This is a genomic window from Caenispirillum bisanense (assembly GCF_900230255.1).
Taxonomy (GTDB): domain Bacteria; phylum Pseudomonadota; class Alphaproteobacteria; order Rhodospirillales; family Rhodospirillaceae; genus Caenispirillum; species Caenispirillum bisanense_A.
On sequence record NZ_OCNJ01000001.1, the window covers coordinates 671680 to 690839 of the forward strand.

The following is a 19160-nucleotide window of genomic DNA, read 5'->3' on the forward strand; positions in this document are numbered from 1 at the left end:
GGGACGGCGCGGCAGGCGACGACCCGGCGGGGAGTGCGCGGCCGCCTGGGCGGAGCCAGCGTGGTTGTCCTGACGGTGCTGGCCCTGACGGCCTGCGTGTCGCCGGAGCCCTACACGGAGGCCGAGAACCAGGCCCGGGCCGAGGCCGACCTCGCCGCCATGTTCCAGGACCAGGACCCGGTGACGGCGCCGATCAGCCTGGAAGAGGCGGTGGCGCGGGCGCTGAAGTTCAACCTGGACCGCCGCCTGAAGCTGATGGAAGAGGCGGTGTCGCGCCGCGAACTCGACGTCGCCGAAATGTCCCTGCTGCCGAACCTGGCGGCCTCGGCGGGCTATTTCGGCCGGTCCAACTACGACGCCTCGGTCAACAAGACGCTCACCGGCCCCAACGCCGGGCAGACGGGTAACACCTACACCACGTCCGACGAGAAGGCCTTCGGCACCGCCAATCTGGTGGTGAGCTGGAACGTGCTGGACTTCGGCATCAGCTACATCCGCGCCCGCCAGCAGGCCGATCAGGCGCTGATCGTGTCGGAACGCCGCCGTCAGGTGGTGCAGAACGTGGTTCAGGACGTGCGCGCCGCCTATTGGCGGGCGGCGGCGGCCGACCGCATCCTGAAGCGCCTCGACGCCCTGCTGCCCGACGTGCAGCGCGCCGTCGCCGACGCCGAGGCGGCGGTCACGCAGCGCATCGGGCCGCAGCTCGACGCGCTCGAATACCAGCGCTCCATGCTGGAGGCCGAGCGCCAGCTGAAGGCCCTGCGCAGCCAGATGCAGCAGGCCCGCACCGAGCTGGCGACGCTCATGAACCTGCGCCCGGGCACGCCCTTCGACATCGCCGCCGCCCAGGCGCCGACGCCCGACGAGGTGCCGACCCTGCCGGCCGACCTCGACACCCTGGAGCTGGCGGCGCTCGCCAACCGCTCCGAGACCCGCGGCGAGGCCTATCAGCTGCGCATCAACGAGAACGAGAGCTGGGTGGCCATGCTGCGCATGCTGCCGGGCCTCGAACTCACCAGCTCGCTCGACTACTCGGCCAACAAGTTCCTGCTCAACGACACCTGGGCCTCGGGTGGCGTGGAGCTGACGTGGAACCTGCTCAACCTGTTCGCCGGCCCGCGCGCCATCAAACTGGCGGAGAGCCAGGAACTGCTGTCGCAGGTGCGGCGTCATGCCCTGTCCATGGCGGTGCTGAGCCAGGTGAACGTCGCCAACCTCGCCTACAAGTCGGCGGTGGAGGACTACCAGCTCGCCAGCCGTCTGGCCGACGTCGAGCTGCGCATCGCCCAGCAGCTGGAAGCCGGCGGCCTGGCGCAGCAGCAGGGCCTGCGGGCCGTGGTCCGCGGCCGCATCGGGGCGGCGCTGGCGGAACTGCGCCGCGACATGGCCTATGCCGACATGCAGGCGGCCTGGGGTCGCATGTTCGCGACGGTGGGCGCCGACCCGCTGCCGGCCGCGCTCGCCGAGCACTCGGTGCCCGAGGTGGCCGCCGCCGTGGCGGAGACCTTCGCGCGGTGGAAGACCGGCTCCATCGAGGCGGCGACGGCTGCCGCCCCGCAGGAGCCGGCCGAGGTCGCGCCGGAGGCTCCCGCCGCCCCGGCCGCCCCGGCTCCGGCCGTGGTGGAAAGCGCCCCGGCCCCCATGGCTGCCGCCGAGCCGGCCCCGGCCACCGCTCCCGCGGCGGCTCCGGCTCCGGCTCCGGCTCCGGCGACGGCCGCCGCGCCCTACCAGCCGCCGGTGGTGGAGACGGCCGCGGTGTCCGAAGCGGCCAGCCGCATCCGCCTCGTCCCCGCCGCCGCTCAGGTGCGGACGGCCGCGCCGACCCCCGCTGCGGCGCCCGCCCGCGCCGTCGTGCCGGCGCCCGCCGTGTGGTCGAGCATGCCCGGCACGGTGAGGTTCTGAGGGTGCGGGTCTCGCGCCTTCTGGTTCTCGCCGCCGTCCTGCCGGTTCTCGCCGGCGGGGCGGCGGCCCCCGGTCTGGCACAGGGCGGGGCGGACGGTCTCACCGCCCGCGGCCTGCTGGTCCCGGCCCGCGAGGCGGTGCTGTCGGCGGAAATCGCCGGCCGCATCGCGGACATGCCCGTGCGCACCGGCGGCCGCTTCGAGAAGGGGGCGGTGCTGGTGGAGTTCGATTGCCGGCTCTATCAGGCCCGCCTGAACGAGGCCCGCGGCCGGCTGGCGGCGGCGCAGGCGCGGCTCGCCTCCAACGAGCAATTGCGCAAGCTCAACTCCATCGGCGACCTCGACGTTGCCATCTCGCGCGCCGAGGTGCAGGAGGTGAAGGCTGTGGTGGACGGCGCCGCGGTCATGGTCGACCGCTGCAAGGTGGCCGCGCCGTGGCCCGGCCGCGTGGTGCAGCAGCACGCCAAGACCCACGAGAGCGTCGAGGCGGGCAAGCAGCTCATCGAAGTGCTCGACGACACGGCGCTGGAGGTGGAGGTCATCGTCCCCTCGCCGTGGCTCGGCTGGCTGAAGGCGGGCCACCCGCTGACCGTCACCGTCGACGAGACCGGCACGAGCCATCCGGCCAAGGTCTCGCGCCTGGGCGCCCGCGTCGACCCCGTCAGCCAGTCGGTGACGGTCTATGCCGCCCTGGACAAGCCGGCGCCGGACCTGCTGGCGGGCATGAGCGGCACCGCCGCCTTCGCCGCGCCGTCGGCCCGGTAATAGTTGAGGCGTAAACTGTTTTTCAAGACCGGGTTGCGGATGATGGCGCATCGCCGGCAACCGGAGGGAGGTCGCGGGACCTCGCGGGCTCGATGACCGAACAGACCAGCGTCTACGCCGTCCTGCTGCAGCTCGAGCGCGAGGCGCGCCACGCCGAGAGCGAGGACGCCTTCCGCTTCGTGGTGGTCAACCAGACCCGCCGCCTCGTCGCCTTCCGGCAGGCGGTGCTGGTGCGGCTGGAAGGGCCGGGGTTGTTCGTGGTCGATGCCGTCTCCAACGTGCCGGTGATCGACCGCGAGGCGCCGCTGGTGCGCTGGATCGCCCGCGTGCTCGCCGCCCTGCGCCCCGACCTGCCGCCCGAGACACCCCTGGAGCCCGGCCAGCCCGCCGGCCGCCGCCTCGACCCGGCGGCGCTGCCCGAGGCGTTGCGGGCCGACTGGGCGGAGTGGTGGCTGCCGGAGGCTCTGTGGCAGCCGCTCACCGCGCCCGACGGCCGCCTGCTCGGCGGCCTCGTGCTGCTGCGGGAAGAGCCCTTCAAGCCGGCCGAGCGGGTGCTCGCCGACCGCCTCGCCGACGCCTATGCCCACGCCTGGGAAGCCCTGCGCCGCCGCCTCGGCCGCCGCTTCGCCGACGCCCGCACCCATCGCCGCCGCCGCTGGATCATGGCGGCCGCGGCGGCGGTGGCCGTCGTCGTGCTGGCCTGGCCGGTGCGGCAGTCGGCCCTGGCGCCGGCGGAAGTGGTGCCGCGCGACCCCTGGATGGTGGCGGCGCCGCTGGAGGGCGTCGTCGAGGAAGTGCTGGTCCAGCCCAACCAGCCGGTGGCCCTGGGCGACGTGCTGTTCCGCTTCGAGGAGGCGCCCTTGCGCGCCCGCCGCGACGTGGCGGCCAAGCAGTTGGCGGTGGCCGAGGCGGACCTGCGGCTGGCCCAGCAGGGTGCCTTCCGCGACGTCACCCGCAAGGGCGAGGTGGCGCTGAAGGAGGCTGCCGTCGCCCTGCGTCAGGCGGAACTGGCCTATGCCGAAGAGATGCTGGCGCGCGCCGTGGTGACGGCGCCGGCGGCCGGCGTCGCCGTCTTCGCCGACCGCGACCACTGGACCGGCCGCCCCGTGGCCGTCGGCGAGCGGGTGATGGTGGTGGCCGACCCGGCGCGTACCGAACTGCGGGCCTGGTTGCCGGTCTCGGACGCCATCGGTCTGGAGCCTGGTACCGACGTGCGCCTCTTCCTTGCCGTCGATCCGCTGGCCCCGGTGGCGGCGGTGCTGCGGCGGGCGAGCTACGACGCCGAAATGCGGCCCGACGGCGTGCTCGCCTACCGCATCGAGGCCGAGTTCGACGGCGATACCGCCGCCGCCGCGCCGCGCCTCGGCCTGCAGGGCACGGCCAAGCTCTATGGCGAGCGGGCGCCGCTCGCCTTCACCCTGTTCCGGCGGCCGATCGCGACGGTGCGTCAGGTGCTGGGGCTGTGACCGCCATGGCGTCGCCCGCTGCCGTCCCGTCCGCCGCCCCGCGCCTCACCATGGGGGCGCCGGACCCCATGGAGCAGCCGTTGCCGCCCCTGCGCGACGACCTGCGGCTGCTGCCCGGCCCGACGGCCCGCGACGGCTCGCCGACCTGGACCATCCACGATCCCGTGCGCAACCGCTACCACCGGCTCGGCTGGGCGGCCTTCGAGATGCTGGCGCGCTGGCCGGCCGGCACCGGCGCCGCCGTCTGCGCCCGCGTGGCGGCGGAGACCACCCTGGCGCCCGGCAAGGCGGAGCTGGAGCAGTTGTTGCGCTTCCTGCGCGCCAACGCCCTGGTGGACATGGGCTCCGCCGCCGACCGCGGCCAGTGGACCCGGCAGGCGGAGGCCATGCGGCAGCGGTGGTCGTCGTGGCTGTTGCACAACTACCTGTTCTTCCGCATTCCGCTGGTGCGCCCCGACGGCTTTCTGCGGCGCACCTGGCCGCTGGTGCGACCGCTGTTCTCGCCCGCCGCCGGCTGGATCATGGCGCTGCTGGCGCTGGTCGCCGTCTATCTGGTGGCGCGCCGATGGGACGCCTTCGTCCACACCTTCACCCAGTTCGCGAGCCTCCAGGGCCTCGCCTGGATGGGCGTCGCGCTGGTGGTGACCAAGATCCTGCACGAGCTGGGCCACGCCTATACCGCCCACCGCTACGGCTGCCGCGTGCCGACCATGGGCGTCGCCTTCATGGTGCTGTGGCCGGTGCTCTATACCGACACCTCCGACGGCTGGACGCTGACGGAGCGCCGCAAGCGCCTCGCCATCGGGGCCGCCGGGGTGACGGTGGAGCTGTGCGTGGCGGTGCTGGCGACCTTCGTGTGGGCGCTCACCGACGACGGGCCGCTGCGCTCCGCCGCCTTCTTCCTGGCGACGGCGGGGTGGACGGCATCGCTGGCCATCAACCTCAACCCCTTCATGCGGTTCGACGGCTACTACCTGTTGGCCGACTGGCTGGACGAACCCAACCTGCAGCCGCGCGCCTTCGCGCTGGGGCGGTGGCGCCTGCGCGAGCTGCTGTTCGGCCTCGGCGACCCGCCGCCGGAAGCGCTGCCGCGCGGCCGCCGGCGGCTGCTGGTGGTCTATGCCTGGGCGACGTGGCTCTACCGGCTGGTGCTGTTCCTCGGCATCGCACTGCTGGTCTATCACTTCTTCATCAAGGTGGTCGGCATCCTGCTGTTCGCGGTGGAAATCGGCTGGTTCATCCTGCGCCCGGTGGCGTCGGAGGTGAAGGTGTGGTGGCAGCGCCGCGGCGACCTGCGGCCGACGCCCAACGTCTTCGCCACCCTCGGCCTGCTGGCGTTGCTGGCGGCCGTGCTGGTGGTGCCGTGGCGCACCGCCGTGCCGCTGCCGGCGGTCTACGAAGCCGCCCGCAGCCACGAGGTCCATGCGCCGGAGCCGGCGCAGGTGGCGCAGGTGCTGGTGGCGCCGGGGCAGGCGGTGCGGGCGGGCGAGCCGCTGGTGGTGCTGACGCAGCCGCACGTCGATTTCCAACTGGCGCTGGCGCGGCTGCGCGTGGCGGTGACGCAGATGACCCTCGACCGTGCCGTGACCGACGAGGACCGCCGCGCCGACGTGCCGCTGCTGACCGCCGACCTGCAGACCCAGATGGCGGAGGAGGCCGGGCTGGTCGCCCGCCAGGGCCGCATGACCCTGACCGCGGCGGTGGACGGCGTCGCCGCCGACCTGCTGCCCGGCCTGCGCCCCGGCCTGTGGGTGGAGCCGACCACCGTCCTGCTGCGGGTGGTGGGGCGCGAGGACGGCCGCATCGTCGCCTACGCCGGGCAGGACGACCTGCCGCACCTGCAGGCGGGAGCGGCGGCGCGCTTCCACCCCGACGACGCCCTGGCGCCGGCGCTGGACGGCGCAGTGGCGGCGGTGGAGACGGTGAACCGCCCCGTGCTCGACCACGCCATGCTGTCGGCCGACCAGGGCGGCCCCATCGCCGCTCGCCCCGATGCGGAGAGGCGGCTGACGCCGGAACGCTCGGTCTACCGCGTCACGATCACGCCGGCCGAGGGTGCGACGGCCCCGGACCAGGTCCGCCGCGGCACCGTCCGCGTCGAAGGCCGCCCGGAGAGCCTGGCGGTGCGCCTGTGGCGCGCGGTGGCGGGCGTGCTGATCCGCGAAAGCGGGTTTTGAGGGGCCGCTGGGTTCGGTGTGCTTGGGGGGCGGGATCGCTCACCGTCAAGGCGGCAAGTATTTGATTTTGCAGTAGAAATTGTCATGGCCGGGCTCGACCCGGCCATCCACGGCGGCACTGGTGTTTGCTGTCTGGGGGCGCTGCTTTCCACGGCTGCCGGTCGTGGGGCCGTGGATGCCCGGCTCGGTGGCCGGGCATGACAAGGGTTTGATTTAAAACGATGACTTGTCATGGCCGGGCTCGCCGGCGGCACCTCCTACCCCACATCCGCCGCGATCTCGCCGCCGAGCGCCCGTAGGGCCGCGTCGGCGGCGGGGATGAGGCCGGTCATGTGCAGGAAGCCGTGGATCAGGCCCGGGTGGTCCACCAGCCGGGCGGGCACGCCGTCGGCCGTCAGTCGCTCGACCCAGCGGCGGCCGTCGTCGGCGAGCGGGTCGTGGCCGGCGATGACCACCGTCGCCGGCGGCAGGTCGGCAAGCCGGGCGGCGCGCAGGGGCGACAGCTCCGGGTCGAGCACGCTCACCCCGGCCGCCAGGGCGTAGTGCTCCAGGAACCACAGGATGTCGGCCTCTTCCAGGAACTTGCCGCGGCCGTGGGCGCGGTGGCTCGGCGCCTGCAGGCTGGCGTCGAGGCAGGGGTAGACGAGCACCTGATGCACCGGCCGCACCGCGGCCCGCCGCCCGGCGAGGCGCAGGCAGAGGGCGGCGGTCAGGTTGCCGCCGGCACTGTCGCCGCCGAGGGCCGTCGCCCCGAAGCGCTCGCCCGCCCAGCCGAAGGCCGCCTCGGCGTCGTCGAGGGCGGCGGGGAAGGGGTGCTCCGGCGCCCGGCGGTAGTCCACCGACAGCACCGGGCCGCCATAGCCGTGGGCGATCCAGCGGCAGGCGGTGTCGTGGGTGTCGAGGTCGCCGAGCACCCAGCCGCCGCCGTGCAGCCATACCAGCAGCGGCCGGCCCGGCGCCGGATCGGCGGGGCGGTAGAGGCGGGCGGGGCGGTCGCCGGCGCCGCCCGGCACGTCCATGTCCTCGGCCGTCACGCCGACGGGCGGCGGGGCGCCGGCGCGGCGCTGCAGACGGGCGAAACCGGCGCGGGCCTCCTCCAGCGACTGCTCCGCGAGGCTCGGCCGCCGGCCACTGGCGAGACGGTCGAGGAAGGCGCGGGCGTGCGGGTCGAGGGGCGGCTGGTCGGGCATGGGGCTCCTGCAAATCGGGGCGGCGTAGCACTCGCACTATATGGTCCTGTCGGCCGGGGCGGAATGGGCCTGGGATTGCATCATCGGCCCCCATTCACTACGGTCCCGTAGTCGCGGAAACCGGGGCGGCGGACGCGGGAGCCTGCCGCCCGGCCTTCCAGATCGAAAACAATTCAAGGGGTAGGAAGAATGCGTTCCATCACCCGGGCCGCCCTGGCGGCGTCCGTCGCGTCGTTCGTCGTCACCGCCGCCGTGCCGGCGCTGGCCGAGATCCCCGTCGGCGTGGCGCTCGGCCTGACCGGCCAGATCGCCGCCATCGGCGAGCAGTCGCGCCGCGGCGTCACCGCCGCCATCGAAGCCTTCAACGAAAAGGGCGGCCTGGACGGCGAGAAGATCGCCCTGCAGGTGGAAGACGACGCCTGCGATCCCAAGCAGGGCGTCGCCGTCGCCAACAAGCTGGTGTCGTCGGGCGTGGTCGCCGTGGTCGGTCACATGTGCACCGGCCCGACCATCGCCGCCTCGTCGGTCTATTCCGAGGAAGGCATCCCGATGATCAGCGCCTCGGCCACCGGGCCGGACCTGACCGAGCGCGGTTACGACAACGTGTTCCGCGCCACCGGCCGCGATGACCAGCAGGGCTCGGTCGCCGGCGCCATGATCGCCGAGCGCTTCAAGGACCAGAAGGCGGCCGTCGTGCACGACAAGCAGGCCTACGGCCGCGGCCTCGCCGACGAAGCCAAGAAGGCCATGGTCGAAGCCGGCAAGACGCCGGCCATGGAAGCCTCCATCACGCCGGGCGAGCAGGACTTCTCGGCCCTCATCTCGCGCCTGAAGCAGGAAGGCATCGAGGTCGTCTACTTCGGCGGCTACTACAACGACCTGGGCCAGATCGTCCGCCAGGCCCGCCAGCAGGGCCTGAACGCCACCTTCATCGGCGGCGACGGCCTGTCGTCCACTGAGTTCTGGGCCATCACCGGCGAGGCCGGCAAGGGCACCCTGTTCACCTTCACCCCCGACGCCAGCCAGAACCCGTCCGCCAAGGCCGCGGTCGACGCCTTCAAGGCCGACGGCAAGGGCGATCCGGACAACTTCGCCTACTATTACTACGCCGCCGGTCAGGTGCTGACCCAGGCCATGGAGAAGGCCGGCTCGTCCGATCCGGAAGCGGTGCGCAAGGCCCTGCGCGGCAACAGCTTCGAGACCGTCGTCGGCACCATGGAGTTCGACGACAAGGGCGACCTGAAGGCGCCGCAGTTCGTCTTCTACAAGTGGGAAGGCGGCAAGGCGCAGCCCGCCGGCTTCTGAGTCGCAGGCCGCAGGCCGCACGCCGTACGTCGTGAGGAAGGGGCCCGCCGGAGCGATCCGGCGGGCCCTTTCGCATGGGATCACCCGGCCGCCGGGGCGCCGGTTTCGTCGAAGGCAATCACCTTGATCTCGCCGTCGGGGCCGGTGACCTCCGCCCGCGCCAGGATGGTGCCGTCGCCGTGGTAGGCGTAGCGGTGGGTCAGCTCGACGGTGCCGTAGACCAGCTTCTCGCAGGCGACCAGCCGGTCGAGGGCGTCGAAGGTGCCGCGGAAGAAGGTGTTGCGGTTGTCGAGCTGGTCGTCCTCCAGGGGCGTCACCAGCTTCAGCGGCAGGCGGATGCCGCTGTAGGTGACGAAGTGGCGGATGCAGCCGCCGGCGGGGACGGCGATCGACACGGGGGCGGGCGGGGCGGTGTCGCTCACGCTCGGGCTCCTGCCGCTCAGGCCGCCGCGTCGGGCAGTTCGGCGAAACTGATTTCGAAGCGGTCCTTGGGCGCAGCGAAGCGCTTGAAGCGTTCGATGACGTCCTCGGCGGACAGGCCGTCGGGCACTTCGACCACTTCGTAGATGATGGAGGATCCGGTGGTGGGGCCGGGGTCGGCCAGCTTGTGGGCCTTGGCCACCAGGCCTTCGCCGGCCACCTTGATCATGTACGTCGCCATGGCAGAGCACTCCCTCTTCGCGTCGGGGCGCGATGGTTGATCGGGGCAGCGCGCGGGGGGAGTGCAGACACGGCCACCATGCTTTCCCGATTACCCTGATTCGCGTTCGGGTGAAAGCGTCTCGTGCGGGCTTGAAGCGCGGGCGGCGGCGATCACATGACGCGCGACGCTTCCACCCTGACCAGGAGTTTCCCCCATGGATGCCAACGACCGCGCCCTCATCGACGGTGTCTTCGACAAGGTCGCCCAGGCCGAGAGCCAGGCCGGCCCGCGCGACGCCGACGCCGAGGCGCTGATCGCGTCTCACCTTCAGAAGCAGCCCCATGCCGCCTATTACATGGCGCAGGGCATCGTCATGCTCGAGGAAAGCCTGAAGGTCGCCCAGAACCGCATCGAGCAGCTGGAGGCCTCGCTACGCCAGCCGGCCGGCGGCGGCCTGCTCGGCGGGCTGTTCGGCGGCGGCGGGCCGCGCGGCGTGCCGGCGCCGGTGCCGGCGACGCAGCAGTCGCCCATCCTCGCCCGCGCCGCCCACGCCCAGCAGCACCCGCACGGCGGCGGCTTCATGGCGGGCGCCGGGCAGACCATGATGGCGGTGGCCGGCGGCCTCGTGCTCGGCAACCTGCTGTCGGCCGCCCTCATGCCCGACATGGCGCAGGCCGCCGAGGCTCCGGCCGAGGACGAGGCGGCCATGGAGGAAGAGCCCGCCATGGATTTCGGCGACGAGGAATGGTGACAGCCGACACCCGACGCTCCCTGCCGCTCAGGGGGCGCCGGTCTCCGCCGCCGGCTCGCGGCGGGCGGCGTCGGCGTCGCGCACCAGGCGATCCGCCGTCGCCCGGCGCCGGCGGCGGCGCAAATGGAGCTGCAGGCCGGTGACCATGAAGCCGATGGGCAGCAGCGCCAGCGGCACCCACAGCAGCTTGATCGCCAGGATGTCGAAGTCGGCCATGTGGATCTTGTAGCGGCTGTACCAGATCCACTGGCCGAGGGTGACGGCGCGGCGATCCTCCACCGCCAGCACGCGCGGCGGGTCGTCGCCGACCCACACCCGGCTCGGCACCTCCGCCGCGCCCTCGGCGAAAGCGGCGACCAACGGCTTGCCGGGGCCGTCGGGCACGCGGAAGTGCAGCAGCCGGCCCTCCGGCAGCTCCGCCTGGGCGAGCGCGAGCGCGCCGTCCAGGTCGGCGACGGCGGCGAGGCCGGCGGTTTCGGGCTCCGGCGGGTCGGAAATCTCCACGCCCGCGGCGACGAACACCGCCTTGGTCGCCTCGTGCCAGAAGATGCTGAAGCCGGTGAAGGCGATGACCGCCATCACCAGCCCGGTGGCGAGGCCGGTCGCCTGATGCAGGCGCAGCACGAACATGCGGCCGCGCTTGACGGCCAGCCGCTTGAGCGGCTTGGGCGGGATCAGGAACAGCCAGGTGCCGACGACGACCTGCACGATCAGCAGCAGCGCCACCGTCGAGAGGACGTTGCGTACCACCCGGCGCACGGACTCCGGCGCCATCCAGTAGCGGTGGACGCCGGTCAGGAAGCCGTTGACGGACTCCTGCGGCCGGCGGTGCGACAGGACGGCGCCGTCGTAGGGATCGAACACCAGCACGCCGGCGCCCTTGCCGAGCCACAGTGTCCAGGCCGCGTCGGGTTCCTTCCCGAGACCGACGGACCACGGTTCGACGTCCGGCGCCTGGACCTGCAGGCGGTGCAGCAGCTCGGACATGGGCAGCGGGCCGGCCGGCTGCGGGGTGACGGTGTAGACGTCCGGCTCGACCAGCCGGTCGATCTCCTTGCCGAAGACGAGCACCGCCCCCGTCAGGCAGAGCACCAGCAGAGGAAGCCCCATGAACAGGGTCACCGCCAGGTGAAGGCGCCTCACGGTCTTGTACTGCATGATCGGGCTTCCTCTGCTGCCGCCGCTCAGAACACCACGTCGGCGCCGAGCCAGAACACGCGGCCGATGTTGCCGCCGTCGTTGGCGGCGACGCCCTTGACGGTGGTGCCGAAGTCCTTTTCGTCGGTCAGGTTCTCGACCCGGCCGCGCAGCACGACGTTGTCGGCGACGGCATAGGCGGCGCCGAGGTCGAAGCGGCTGTAACCGTCGCGCTCGGTGACGCTGCCGTCGAAGTTGACGGCCTCGTAGCCCGACGACCAGAAGGCCGCCGTCCACAGGCTCAGGTCGTCGGTCACCGCCCAGGTGGCGCGGCCGTTCAGCTGGTGCTTGGGCACCGAGGTGCCGTTGGTGCCGAAGAAGATGTTGGAGTTGGCGCTGGTGCCGTCGGCCCGCGTCGCCTCCAGGTCGATGACGTACATGTAGCCGCCGGACAGGGCGACCGCGTCGGTCAGCTGCCAGAGCATTTCCAGTTCCAGGCCGCTCTGGTCGACCTCGACGCTCTCGATGGCGCCGTTGTTCCGCCGCGGCACGTTGTCCTGGACGATGTTGTAGAGGGCGAGGTCGACATAGCCGCGGTCGAAGGTCTGGCGGACGCCGATCTCGGCGGTGCGCGATTCCACCACGGCGTCGCCGGCGCCGTTGGTGGTGTCGAGCGGGTCGCTGCCGAAGTTGCCGTACTTCTCGTAGAAGCGGTTGTAGCCGGTGGCCCACGACGCCCGCAGGCGCGTGTTCTCCAGCACCGAATAGGCGGCGCCGAGTTCGTAGGAGAAGACGGTGTCGCTCTCCAGGTTGTCCGGCTGGGTGACGCCGTTGAGCACGATGTCGTTGGTCAGCCAGGTGTTGCGCAGGCCGGCGGAGAGCGTGAGGTTGTCGTCGAAGGTCAGGGCGCCGCGGGCGATGGCGGCCACGTCGGCGAAGGTGTTCTCCCACTGATTGTCGCGCAGGTATTCGGTGTGGCGGTACTCGCCGCCGAGCGATCCGTCGAAGTGGATGTCGTCGGACAGCGCGACACTCGTGTAGGCATCGGCGAAAGCGACGGCGGTGTCGACGCTGCGGTCGCGGCTGCGGGCCTCCCACAGGGATCGGCTGTCGTTGTAGAGGGCGCCGGCCCGCAGGCTGGTGGTCTCGCTCAGGCGATGGTCGACGGTGACGGCGCTGTAGCTCTGTTCCGTCGAGACGTCTTCCTGCACGGCGTTGCGGTAGATCTCGGGCTCGCTGCGGTCGTAGATGGTCAGCAGCTCGATCCGGGTGTCCTCGCTCAGGTTCAGGCCCACCTTGCCGAGGCCGCCGTAGGTGGTCTGGCTTTCCAGGTTGGGCGGCTCGCGGTCGTAGTCGCCGGCGAACCCGTTGAGGGCGGCGTAGTAATCCCACTGCTCGCCGTGATCGGCGGCCTCGGCCTGCACCAGGGCCTCGCCGGCCGAGCTGGCGTCGAGCGAGACGGCGCCGTGGTCGGTGTAGGCGCGGCCGCTCTTGATGCGGGTTTCCAGCACGCCGCCGTCGGTGCCGTCGCCATAGCCGACGGCGCGGCCGCCCTTCAGCACCGAGATGCGGTCGACGGCGATGGACGGGATCATGGTGTTGGAGTAGCCGCCGCCTTCCTCGCCGGCCGACTTGATGGCGGGCAGACCGTCGATGGACTCCGCCGCGCCCCAGTCGCCGAAGGTGCGGATCTTGGTGCTGGCGCCGAAGCGGTCGCCGGTGCCGGGCTGGTTGAGGATGCCCGTGGTGTTGTAGCGCACCGCATCCAGCTTGTTGACCGGGCTGACGTTCTGCACCACCGACCCGTCGACGGTCGAAGTGGTGCGGCTTTGCTGGGCGGCGCCTTCCACCTGCGCCCGCACCTGCTGCGACGGATGCGAAGCACCGTCGACCACCACGATGGTATCGAGCTGGAACTGTTCGGCCCCCGCCGGGAAAGCCGCAGTCGTCGCCAAAATGGTGGCACCGCTAAGCTTCAGCCACACCCGCATCTCCACTCTCCATAATCTGCGAATGATTCTCATTATCGAGAAGACTAAGCAAGCCTGCCAGAAAACGCAAATAAGAATCGTTTGCATTTAGAGTGGATGGGAAAGCAGGTAGGCGGTCCTCCCCGCCGCGGGGCGGGGCGGGGAGGGGCTACGGTCGGCGGGACTGGGGAAGGCGACGGGGGATCAGGCGCCGGCGGGTGGCGGCTCGCTGCCGCCGACGCCGAGGGTCTTCTGCATGTAGACGGTGTCGAGCCAGCGGCCGAACTTCCACCCCGTGTCCTTGGCGGTGCCGATGCGCTCGAAGCCGAGCTTTTCATGCAGGCGGATGGACCCGCGGTTCTCGCCGTCGCCGACCACCGCCATCATCTGGCGGTAGCCGAGGGCCTCGCAGCGGCGCAGCAGCTCGCGCAGCAGCAGCTCGCCGATGCCCTGGCCGGTGTGGTCGGGGTGGACGTAGACGCTGTCCTCCACCACGAAGCGCCAGCCGATGCGGCCGTGGAACAGGCCGGCGTAGGCGTAGCCGAGCAGGTGGCCGGTCGCGACGTCCTCGCACACCAGCCACGGCAGGTCGTGGCTGCGGATCTTCTCCCACCGCGCCTGCATCTCGGCCAGGTCGGGCGCCTCGTATTCATAGGACCCGGTGCCGTGCGCGACGTGGTGGGCGTAGATGGCCTGGATGCCGGGCAGGTCGCCGGCGGTCGCCTCGCGCAGCACTGGCTCGGGAGAAGCGGTTTCGGGCGTGCGCGGATCACGATCGGCCATGGCGGCGGGTCCCTGCGAAGGAGGCGGTTTCCGGCCGAACCTGCCCGTCGCCGGCCCCGTTCGCAAGGGCCACTGCCGGGCGCTGGCGCAAGTGCCTGAGGGGGGCGGAAAAAATCTGCAAAAAAGTGCTTGCACGACCGGAGCCGACCCGCTAAAAACCGCCCCACACGGAACGCAGGCCACTACGTCCCCATCGTCTAGAGGCCTAGGACACCGCCCTTTCACGGCGGCGACCGGGGTTCGAATCCCCGTGGGGACGCCAAGTTTCGGAAAACCCCGCTGTCGCGAGACGGCGGGGTTTTCGCTTTGGCGGCGGGGGCGGGCGGTCAGGCCGCCAGCAGGCGCATGCGATCGGCTGCGACGCTGCACGGGACCGGGTTCGACACCTTGCCGAGCAGGACGAGGTTGTGGGCGCCCCATGCCACACTGTCGTCGTAGATCGCTTCACGCGCGACGTCCGGATACTCACCCATGAGGTCGAGGAATTCGGCCACCCGGCGCGGTACGGCCTCGCTTTGCGGCACGGCTTCGACGAAAGCCGCCGGACGACTGAGCGTCGCGTCGAGGATGACGTGCGACACGATGTAAGTCTTGCCGCTGTCGCCGACGACGCCATCCCGCTCCCGCAGACGCTTGCCGACCGTCTGCCGCAGGATCTCGGTGACCTTGCTGTCGAAGCCGGCCTCTGCCAGATCGCTCGCCGTCTTCACCGCATCGCCGACGGCGCGGGAGGCATTGGCCACGAGCACGAGCGCCACCGGCACCTGCTGGTCCGTGCAGGTGGTCGACACGCGGCCGGCGGTGAATTCGCAGCCGTAGGTGGCGACCAGGGCGGCGAGACGGTCGTGCATCCGGCGGTCCATGCGAATGCCGCTGCCGCTCAGAATCATGGCACCAGCGCTGCCGTCATGGACCTGGTAGCGGTCGTTGTGGCGCACCACCGTGACCGATACTCCCTGGCCCCCGGCATGCACCACGGGCAGGTTCACCTCGACGCCGAGGCTCGTCTCCCGCGCCGTGACCAGGGCACGGACGGCAGTTTCGATGGCCTTGGGATCCAGCGCGCTCATAACGGCATCTCGTACTGATAGGTTTTGAAGGGCGGCGCCTTGTACTGGTCGGGCTCGAACGCGATGTTGGCGCGCCCGCAGAAGGCGGTCAACCAGCCACGATGATCGAGCGCGCGGAGATCCGGCTCCGCCTCGTCGTCGGGCCACCGTTGCCAATGGGTGCCGCTGACGGACGTCTTCGTCGATATGTTGAAGTGGGTGGCGCCGGGCTCCACGTCCAGGCGGAGGATCTTTGCGCCGCGCCAGATCAGGGTGAAGCCGTACTTGCGCGGCTCCCGGGTCAGGTGGGCGGTGAGGTGGAGGTCGGCTGCCCGGTGGCGGCCGCTCAACACGACGACCAGGTGCGACGTCCAGACGTAATCCCCGCGGGTCGACTTCGGCTTCCATGACAGGCGGCCCTCGAGCCGCTTGGCGTCGGCGAGAAAATCGGCAACCACGGCCGATGTATCGGGTTGGCTTCCCACGCTGCTTCCCCAGGGCGAAGACGGTTGTGCAGCGTTGCAGATTCGCTTGCCGCAGTCTACGCCCCCCTCATCCCCCCGTCAACCGCTCCAGCGGGAAGCCCGAGAACAGCTTCATGCGCTGGAGCACCACGTGGAAGCGCAGCTTGGCCAGCGCCATGTCGCGGCCGGTGAGGTAGTCCTCCAGCTCGCGGAAGTGGTTCATGTCGCGGCAGATGATGTCCATGGTGTAGTCGTAGGGTCCGGCGATCTTGTAGCAGGAGATGATCTCCGGGATTCCCCGCACGCGCTCCTCGAACCGTTTGAAGTCGCTGGTGTAGTGGCTTTCCAGCGTCACCTCGGCCATGAGGTAGACGTGCGGCAGGCAGACGTCGAGGTCGATCTCGGTCACGTACTGGCCGATGTAGCCGTGCGCTTCCAGCCGCTTCACTCGCTCCAGGCACGGCGAGGGCGACAGCGCCACCCGCTCGGCCAGGGCGAGGTTGGAGATGCGGCCCTCGGTCTGCAGGCACTGCAGGATCTTCAGGTGCATCTGGTCGAGCTTGAGCGGGGCCTCTTCCGCCGGGCGCGGGGCGGGGGCGGGGGGCGGCAGGTCGAGGCCGGACAGGTCGCCCAGCGGATAGCCGCCGTAGCTCTTGGTGCGGCCGAGCACCACGTGGCCGGTGAACTTGGCGATGCCGGGCACCGTCTCGATCAGGTGCTCCGACAGCTCGTGGTAGCGCTTCACGTCGCGGCAGACGAAGCACACCATCACGTCGAACGGCCCGCTGATGCGGTAGGCGGCGACCACCTCGGGGCAGGCGTTCAGCACGTCGAGGAAGGCTTTGAAGTCCTCCGGCCGCTGGTCCTCCAGGGTCACCTCGGCGAAGACGCGCACGTTGGGCGTCAGGCGGTCGAGGTCGATGTCGGTGCGGTAGCGGCGGATGGCGCCGCATTTCTCCAGCTTGCGCCAACGCTCCAGGCAGGCGCTCTGCGACAGGCCGAGCAGCTCCGACAGCTCGCCGCTGGTCAGCCGCGCCTGCGTCTGCAGGGCGGCGAGCATTCGCAGGTTGAGTTCGTCCAGCTTCACCTTGCGCGCCATGCGCTGCCCGTTCCTCCCGAGGATCGCCTCAGGCGGTGAGCAGCTTCCCCTTGCGATGGGCCAGGACCTCGCTGCCCGCCACCTTGCAGATGACGTCGCCCGGCCGCACCAGGCGCTGCGCTAGGCGGCCGTAGACGATGCCGGAGGTGCCGGCGGTGAAGGGCACGCGGCGCGCTGCCGCATCCTCGGCCAGTGGGTTCACCACATGGCCGAGCACCGCTCCCTTCTCCACCCGGGTTCCGACCGCGTGAGCATACACGAGAACCCCGGCGGCGGGAGCCTTCACCATGTCGACGGCTTCCAGCGGGCTGGCGTCGCAGCGGGCCGGCGGCAGCGGGCCGGGCTCGCCCTCCAGCACGCCGCGACGCACCAGCACGGCCAGCAGGTTGGCAGCGTCGGCGGCGGCGAGGGCGTCGTCCACGTCGGTCTGGCCGCGCAGCTCGACGGTGAAGCTGTGGCAGCCCTGCGGCACCGGGAAGCGGTCGCCGTAACGGGCGGCGACGGCCATCCACGGCCACGACAGCGCCTCGTCGAAGGGCACGTCGCCCGATTGGCCGGCCACCAGCACGGCCTCCGCCCCCAGCTGGCGGGCGACGTCGGACACGTCGGGCCAGCTGGCGGTGGCGGTATAGAGATGCATCACGGCGTCCCAGTCGCAATGCAGGTCGAACACCAGATCGGCGTCGTGGGCGAGGCCGAACAGCAGGCGCTTCAGGTGCTCGCCCTGGCCGGCGGGCGCCGCCGGCACCAGGGCGTCGAAGGCGGTCTTCAGCGCCACCCGGATGGTCGCCACGTTGGCCGCCGCGTCGTCGGTCAGGCGCCCGTCCACCGCCTGCACCACCGCCTCGGCGAGGTCGCAGTGCAGGCGGTTGAAGTTCACCCCGCCGGCCAGGTCGAAGCGGCCGATGAGGTGGCCGTGCACCATCTGGTCGAGCCCGATGGGGTTGGCGACGGGCACCACCACCACCTCGCCGCGGATGCGCCCCTCCGCCTCCGCGGCGTCGAGCCGGCGGATCAGGTGCTCCGCGACCAGGATGCCCGGCAGCTCGTCGGCGTGCAGGGCGGCCTGGACGTAGACCTTGGGCCGCGCCCCCGGCCGTCCGAAGCGATGGATGGTGAGGGCGCGGGCCGTGCCGGGGCTGGCGGCGACGAGCGGCAGCCGGGCGGTATCCGCCATGGTGGTCCTCCGATGGCCTGGGGCGGCCTCAGTTGGTGGGGGTGGCGAGGTCGGGCGCGATGGTCACCGGCGTCACGTCCAGGTGGATGTTGGTGACCGTGTAGTCCTCGCCGCCGAATTTGCCCGTGTACCAGCCGAGCGTGTCGGCGCCGCGGTAGAAGCGGAAGGCATAGCCGCCCTCGAAGGGGGCGTCGGGCGCGGTGCGGCGGAAGGCGAGCCCGTGGGCTTCGGCGTGCTTGTTGTCGACCAGGTTCGCCATGACGTCGAGCAGCGCGGTATTGCCCAGCATGTCGGGCACGAACTGGTAGTCGCCGTAGTAGGGGTCGAAGTCGGCCGCGTTGGGGTCGACCTTCAGGTCCGATGCCTTGGCCTCGCTCGGCGTCACCTGGCGCGTGGCCAGGTCCATGCGGTCGCCGCGGTCGAGGTAGGACAGCTTCACGTTCTTCACGTTGAACGGGCCCTCCTTGCTCCAGGTGGCGTCGCTCATGTCCATGAACACGACGCCCTTGTAGCCGATCACTTCCAGCGCCTTACCGTCGGTGACGACGGCGGCGGTGTCCTCGTCGACGCCGATGCCGTAGGGCAGGCCGAGGTCGCGCATGGCGACCAGCGAGCGGGCGAAGCGGCCGCGGGTGAGGAAGTGCTGGTCGACGAACCAGCCGTCGGGCATGAAGCCGAGACCCCGGTCGATCTCCTCGCCCATGGTCAGGCCGTTGGCCATGACGTGGAACACGTCCTGGGCGTCGCGGAACATGGGATCGGACATGACGGCGGCGCCGGCGCTGCTGCCGCCGATGACGCCGCCGCGGGCGTAGACGTCGCGGATGGCGGCCATGAGGGGGCTGTCCTTGCCGTCCTCCAGCAGCGCCTTGACGATGCGTTCCTGCGCGCCGCCGGTGAACCACACCACGTCGGCGTCCTTGACGCGGGCGACCCACTCGGGGTCCTGGCGCACGTCGGTATAGGCGCGGTCGAACTTGCCCTCGCGCGGCGACAGCGGCACCAGGAAGGCCTCGGCGCCGTGGCTGGCGAATTCCTCCACCGCCAGCGTGCCGTACTTCTGCGGATTGCCCGAAGCGGCGGCGATGACGGCGACCTTGGCGCCCTGGCCGCCGCCGAGGTCGACCATGCGCTGCCACACGGCGTCGTTCTCGTAACGCAGCGCCCCGCCGACGATGACCAGGCTGCCGGCGGCGGCGGCCGGGGTGGCGGAAACGGCAACAGTCAGGAGGGCCGCGCCGGCGATGGAGCCGGCGAGCAGGCGACGGAACGTCATGACGGAT

The 19160-nt window shown here is 71.4% G+C and carries 17 protein-coding genes and 1 tRNA gene; 7 read left to right on the forward strand and 11 right to left on the reverse strand.

Annotated features, from left to right (window positions below):
* The first annotated feature begins 60 nt into the window (after positions 1-60).
* From CRP50_RS26305 to CRP50_RS03215, 4 genes are all read left to right on the forward strand, one after another.
* Positions 61-1902, forward strand: coding sequence for a TolC family protein (locus CRP50_RS26305; RefSeq protein ID WP_281257883.1), 1842 nt, complete (start codon positions 61-63; stop codon positions 1900-1902).
* Positions 1903-1904: 2 nt separating this feature from the next.
* The gene (locus tag CRP50_RS03205; protein ID WP_245913342.1) at positions 1905-2666 is read left to right on the forward strand and encodes an efflux RND transporter periplasmic adaptor subunit; all 762 of its coding nucleotides are present in this window, start codon (positions 1905-1907) and stop codon (positions 2664-2666) included.
* A gap of 92 nt (positions 2667-2758) precedes the next feature.
* Positions 2759-4132, forward strand: a complete 1374-nt coding sequence (locus CRP50_RS03210; RefSeq protein ID WP_097277521.1) for an efflux RND transporter periplasmic adaptor subunit — start codon at positions 2759-2761, stop codon at positions 4130-4132.
* A 5-nt stretch (positions 4133-4137) separates the two neighbouring features.
* Complete coding sequence (locus tag CRP50_RS03215; protein ID WP_097277777.1) at positions 4138-6309, forward strand: site-2 protease family protein; 2172 nt, start codon at positions 4138-4140, stop codon at positions 6307-6309.
* Positions 6310-6566: 257 nt separating this feature from the next.
* On the opposite strand, the gene CRP50_RS03220 is transcribed toward CRP50_RS03215, so the two are convergent.
* Positions 6567-7499 (reverse strand): alpha/beta hydrolase, encoded by a 933-nt coding sequence (locus CRP50_RS03220; protein WP_097277522.1) that lies wholly within the window; start codon positions 7497-7499, stop codon positions 6567-6569.
* Positions 7500-7688: 189 nt separating this feature from the next.
* Between CRP50_RS03220 and CRP50_RS03225 the strand changes: the two genes are divergently transcribed.
* Positions 7689-8804, forward strand: coding sequence for a branched-chain amino acid ABC transporter substrate-binding protein (locus CRP50_RS03225; RefSeq protein ID WP_097277523.1), 1116 nt, complete (start codon positions 7689-7691; stop codon positions 8802-8804).
* A gap of 80 nt (positions 8805-8884) precedes the next feature.
* Here CRP50_RS03225 and CRP50_RS03230 read toward each other — a convergent pair whose 3' ends face one another.
* Positions 8885-9226, reverse strand: coding sequence for a DUF6156 family protein (locus tag CRP50_RS03230; protein ID WP_217991973.1), 342 nt, complete (start codon positions 9224-9226; stop codon positions 8885-8887).
* Positions 9227-9243: 17 nt separating this feature from the next.
* Complete coding sequence (locus CRP50_RS03235) at positions 9244-9465, reverse strand: hypothetical protein (RefSeq protein WP_097277524.1); 222 nt, start codon at positions 9463-9465, stop codon at positions 9244-9246.
* 196 nt (positions 9466-9661) lie between these two features.
* Here CRP50_RS03235 and CRP50_RS03240 point away from each other — a divergent pair, with 196 nt between their 5' ends.
* Positions 9662-10198, forward strand: coding sequence for a DUF2076 domain-containing protein (locus CRP50_RS03240; protein WP_097277525.1), 537 nt, complete (start codon positions 9662-9664; stop codon positions 10196-10198).
* A gap of 27 nt (positions 10199-10225) precedes the next feature.
* Here CRP50_RS03240 and CRP50_RS03245 read toward each other — a convergent pair whose 3' ends face one another.
* The 3 genes from CRP50_RS03245 to CRP50_RS03255 all read right to left on the reverse strand — a co-directional run bounded on the left by CRP50_RS03245 (position 10226) and on the right by CRP50_RS03255 (position 14088).
* Positions 10226-11356 (reverse strand): PepSY-associated TM helix domain-containing protein, encoded by a 1131-nt coding sequence (locus tag CRP50_RS03245; RefSeq protein WP_097277526.1) that lies wholly within the window; start codon positions 11354-11356, stop codon positions 10226-10228.
* Positions 11357-11382: 26 nt separating this feature from the next.
* Entirely contained in the window at positions 11383-13326 is a 1944-nt protein-coding gene (locus CRP50_RS03250; protein WP_097277527.1) for a TonB-dependent receptor, read from the reverse strand.
* A 183-nt stretch (positions 13327-13509) separates the two neighbouring features.
* On the reverse strand, positions 13510-14088 hold the full coding sequence (locus CRP50_RS03255; RefSeq protein ID WP_097277528.1) for a GNAT family N-acetyltransferase: 579 nt from the start codon (positions 14086-14088) through the stop codon (positions 13510-13512).
* A gap of 186 nt (positions 14089-14274) precedes the next feature.
* Between CRP50_RS03255 and CRP50_RS03260 the strand changes: the two genes are divergently transcribed.
* Positions 14275-14350 (forward strand) — tRNA-Glu (locus tag CRP50_RS03260).
* 64 nt (positions 14351-14414) lie between these two features.
* On the opposite strand, the gene CRP50_RS03265 is transcribed toward CRP50_RS03260, so the two are convergent.
* The 5 genes from CRP50_RS03265 to CRP50_RS03290 all read right to left on the reverse strand — a co-directional run bounded on the left by CRP50_RS03265 (position 14415) and on the right by CRP50_RS03290 (position 19153).
* Positions 14415-15158, reverse strand: a complete 744-nt coding sequence (locus CRP50_RS03265) for a DUF1828 domain-containing protein (protein WP_097277529.1) — start codon at positions 15156-15158, stop codon at positions 14415-14417.
* The gene (locus CRP50_RS03270) at positions 15155-15595 is read right to left on the reverse strand and encodes a hypothetical protein (RefSeq protein WP_097277530.1); all 441 of its coding nucleotides are present in this window, start codon (positions 15593-15595) and stop codon (positions 15155-15157) included. The genes CRP50_RS03265 and CRP50_RS03270 overlap by 4 nt, the downstream gene beginning before the upstream one ends.
* 94 nt (positions 15596-15689) lie before the next feature.
* The gene (locus CRP50_RS25925; protein WP_245913344.1) at positions 15690-16700 is read right to left on the reverse strand and encodes an Lrp/AsnC family transcriptional regulator; all 1011 of its coding nucleotides are present in this window, start codon (positions 16698-16700) and stop codon (positions 15690-15692) included.
* 28 nt (positions 16701-16728) lie between these two features.
* Entirely contained in the window at positions 16729-17877 is a 1149-nt protein-coding gene (locus tag CRP50_RS03285) for a succinylglutamate desuccinylase/aspartoacylase family protein (protein WP_097277531.1), read from the reverse strand.
* Between the two features lie 28 nt (positions 17878-17905).
* Positions 17906-19153, reverse strand: a complete 1248-nt coding sequence (locus CRP50_RS03290; RefSeq protein WP_176525001.1) for a cyanophycinase — start codon at positions 19151-19153, stop codon at positions 17906-17908.
* Positions 19154-19160: the final 7 nt, after the last annotated feature.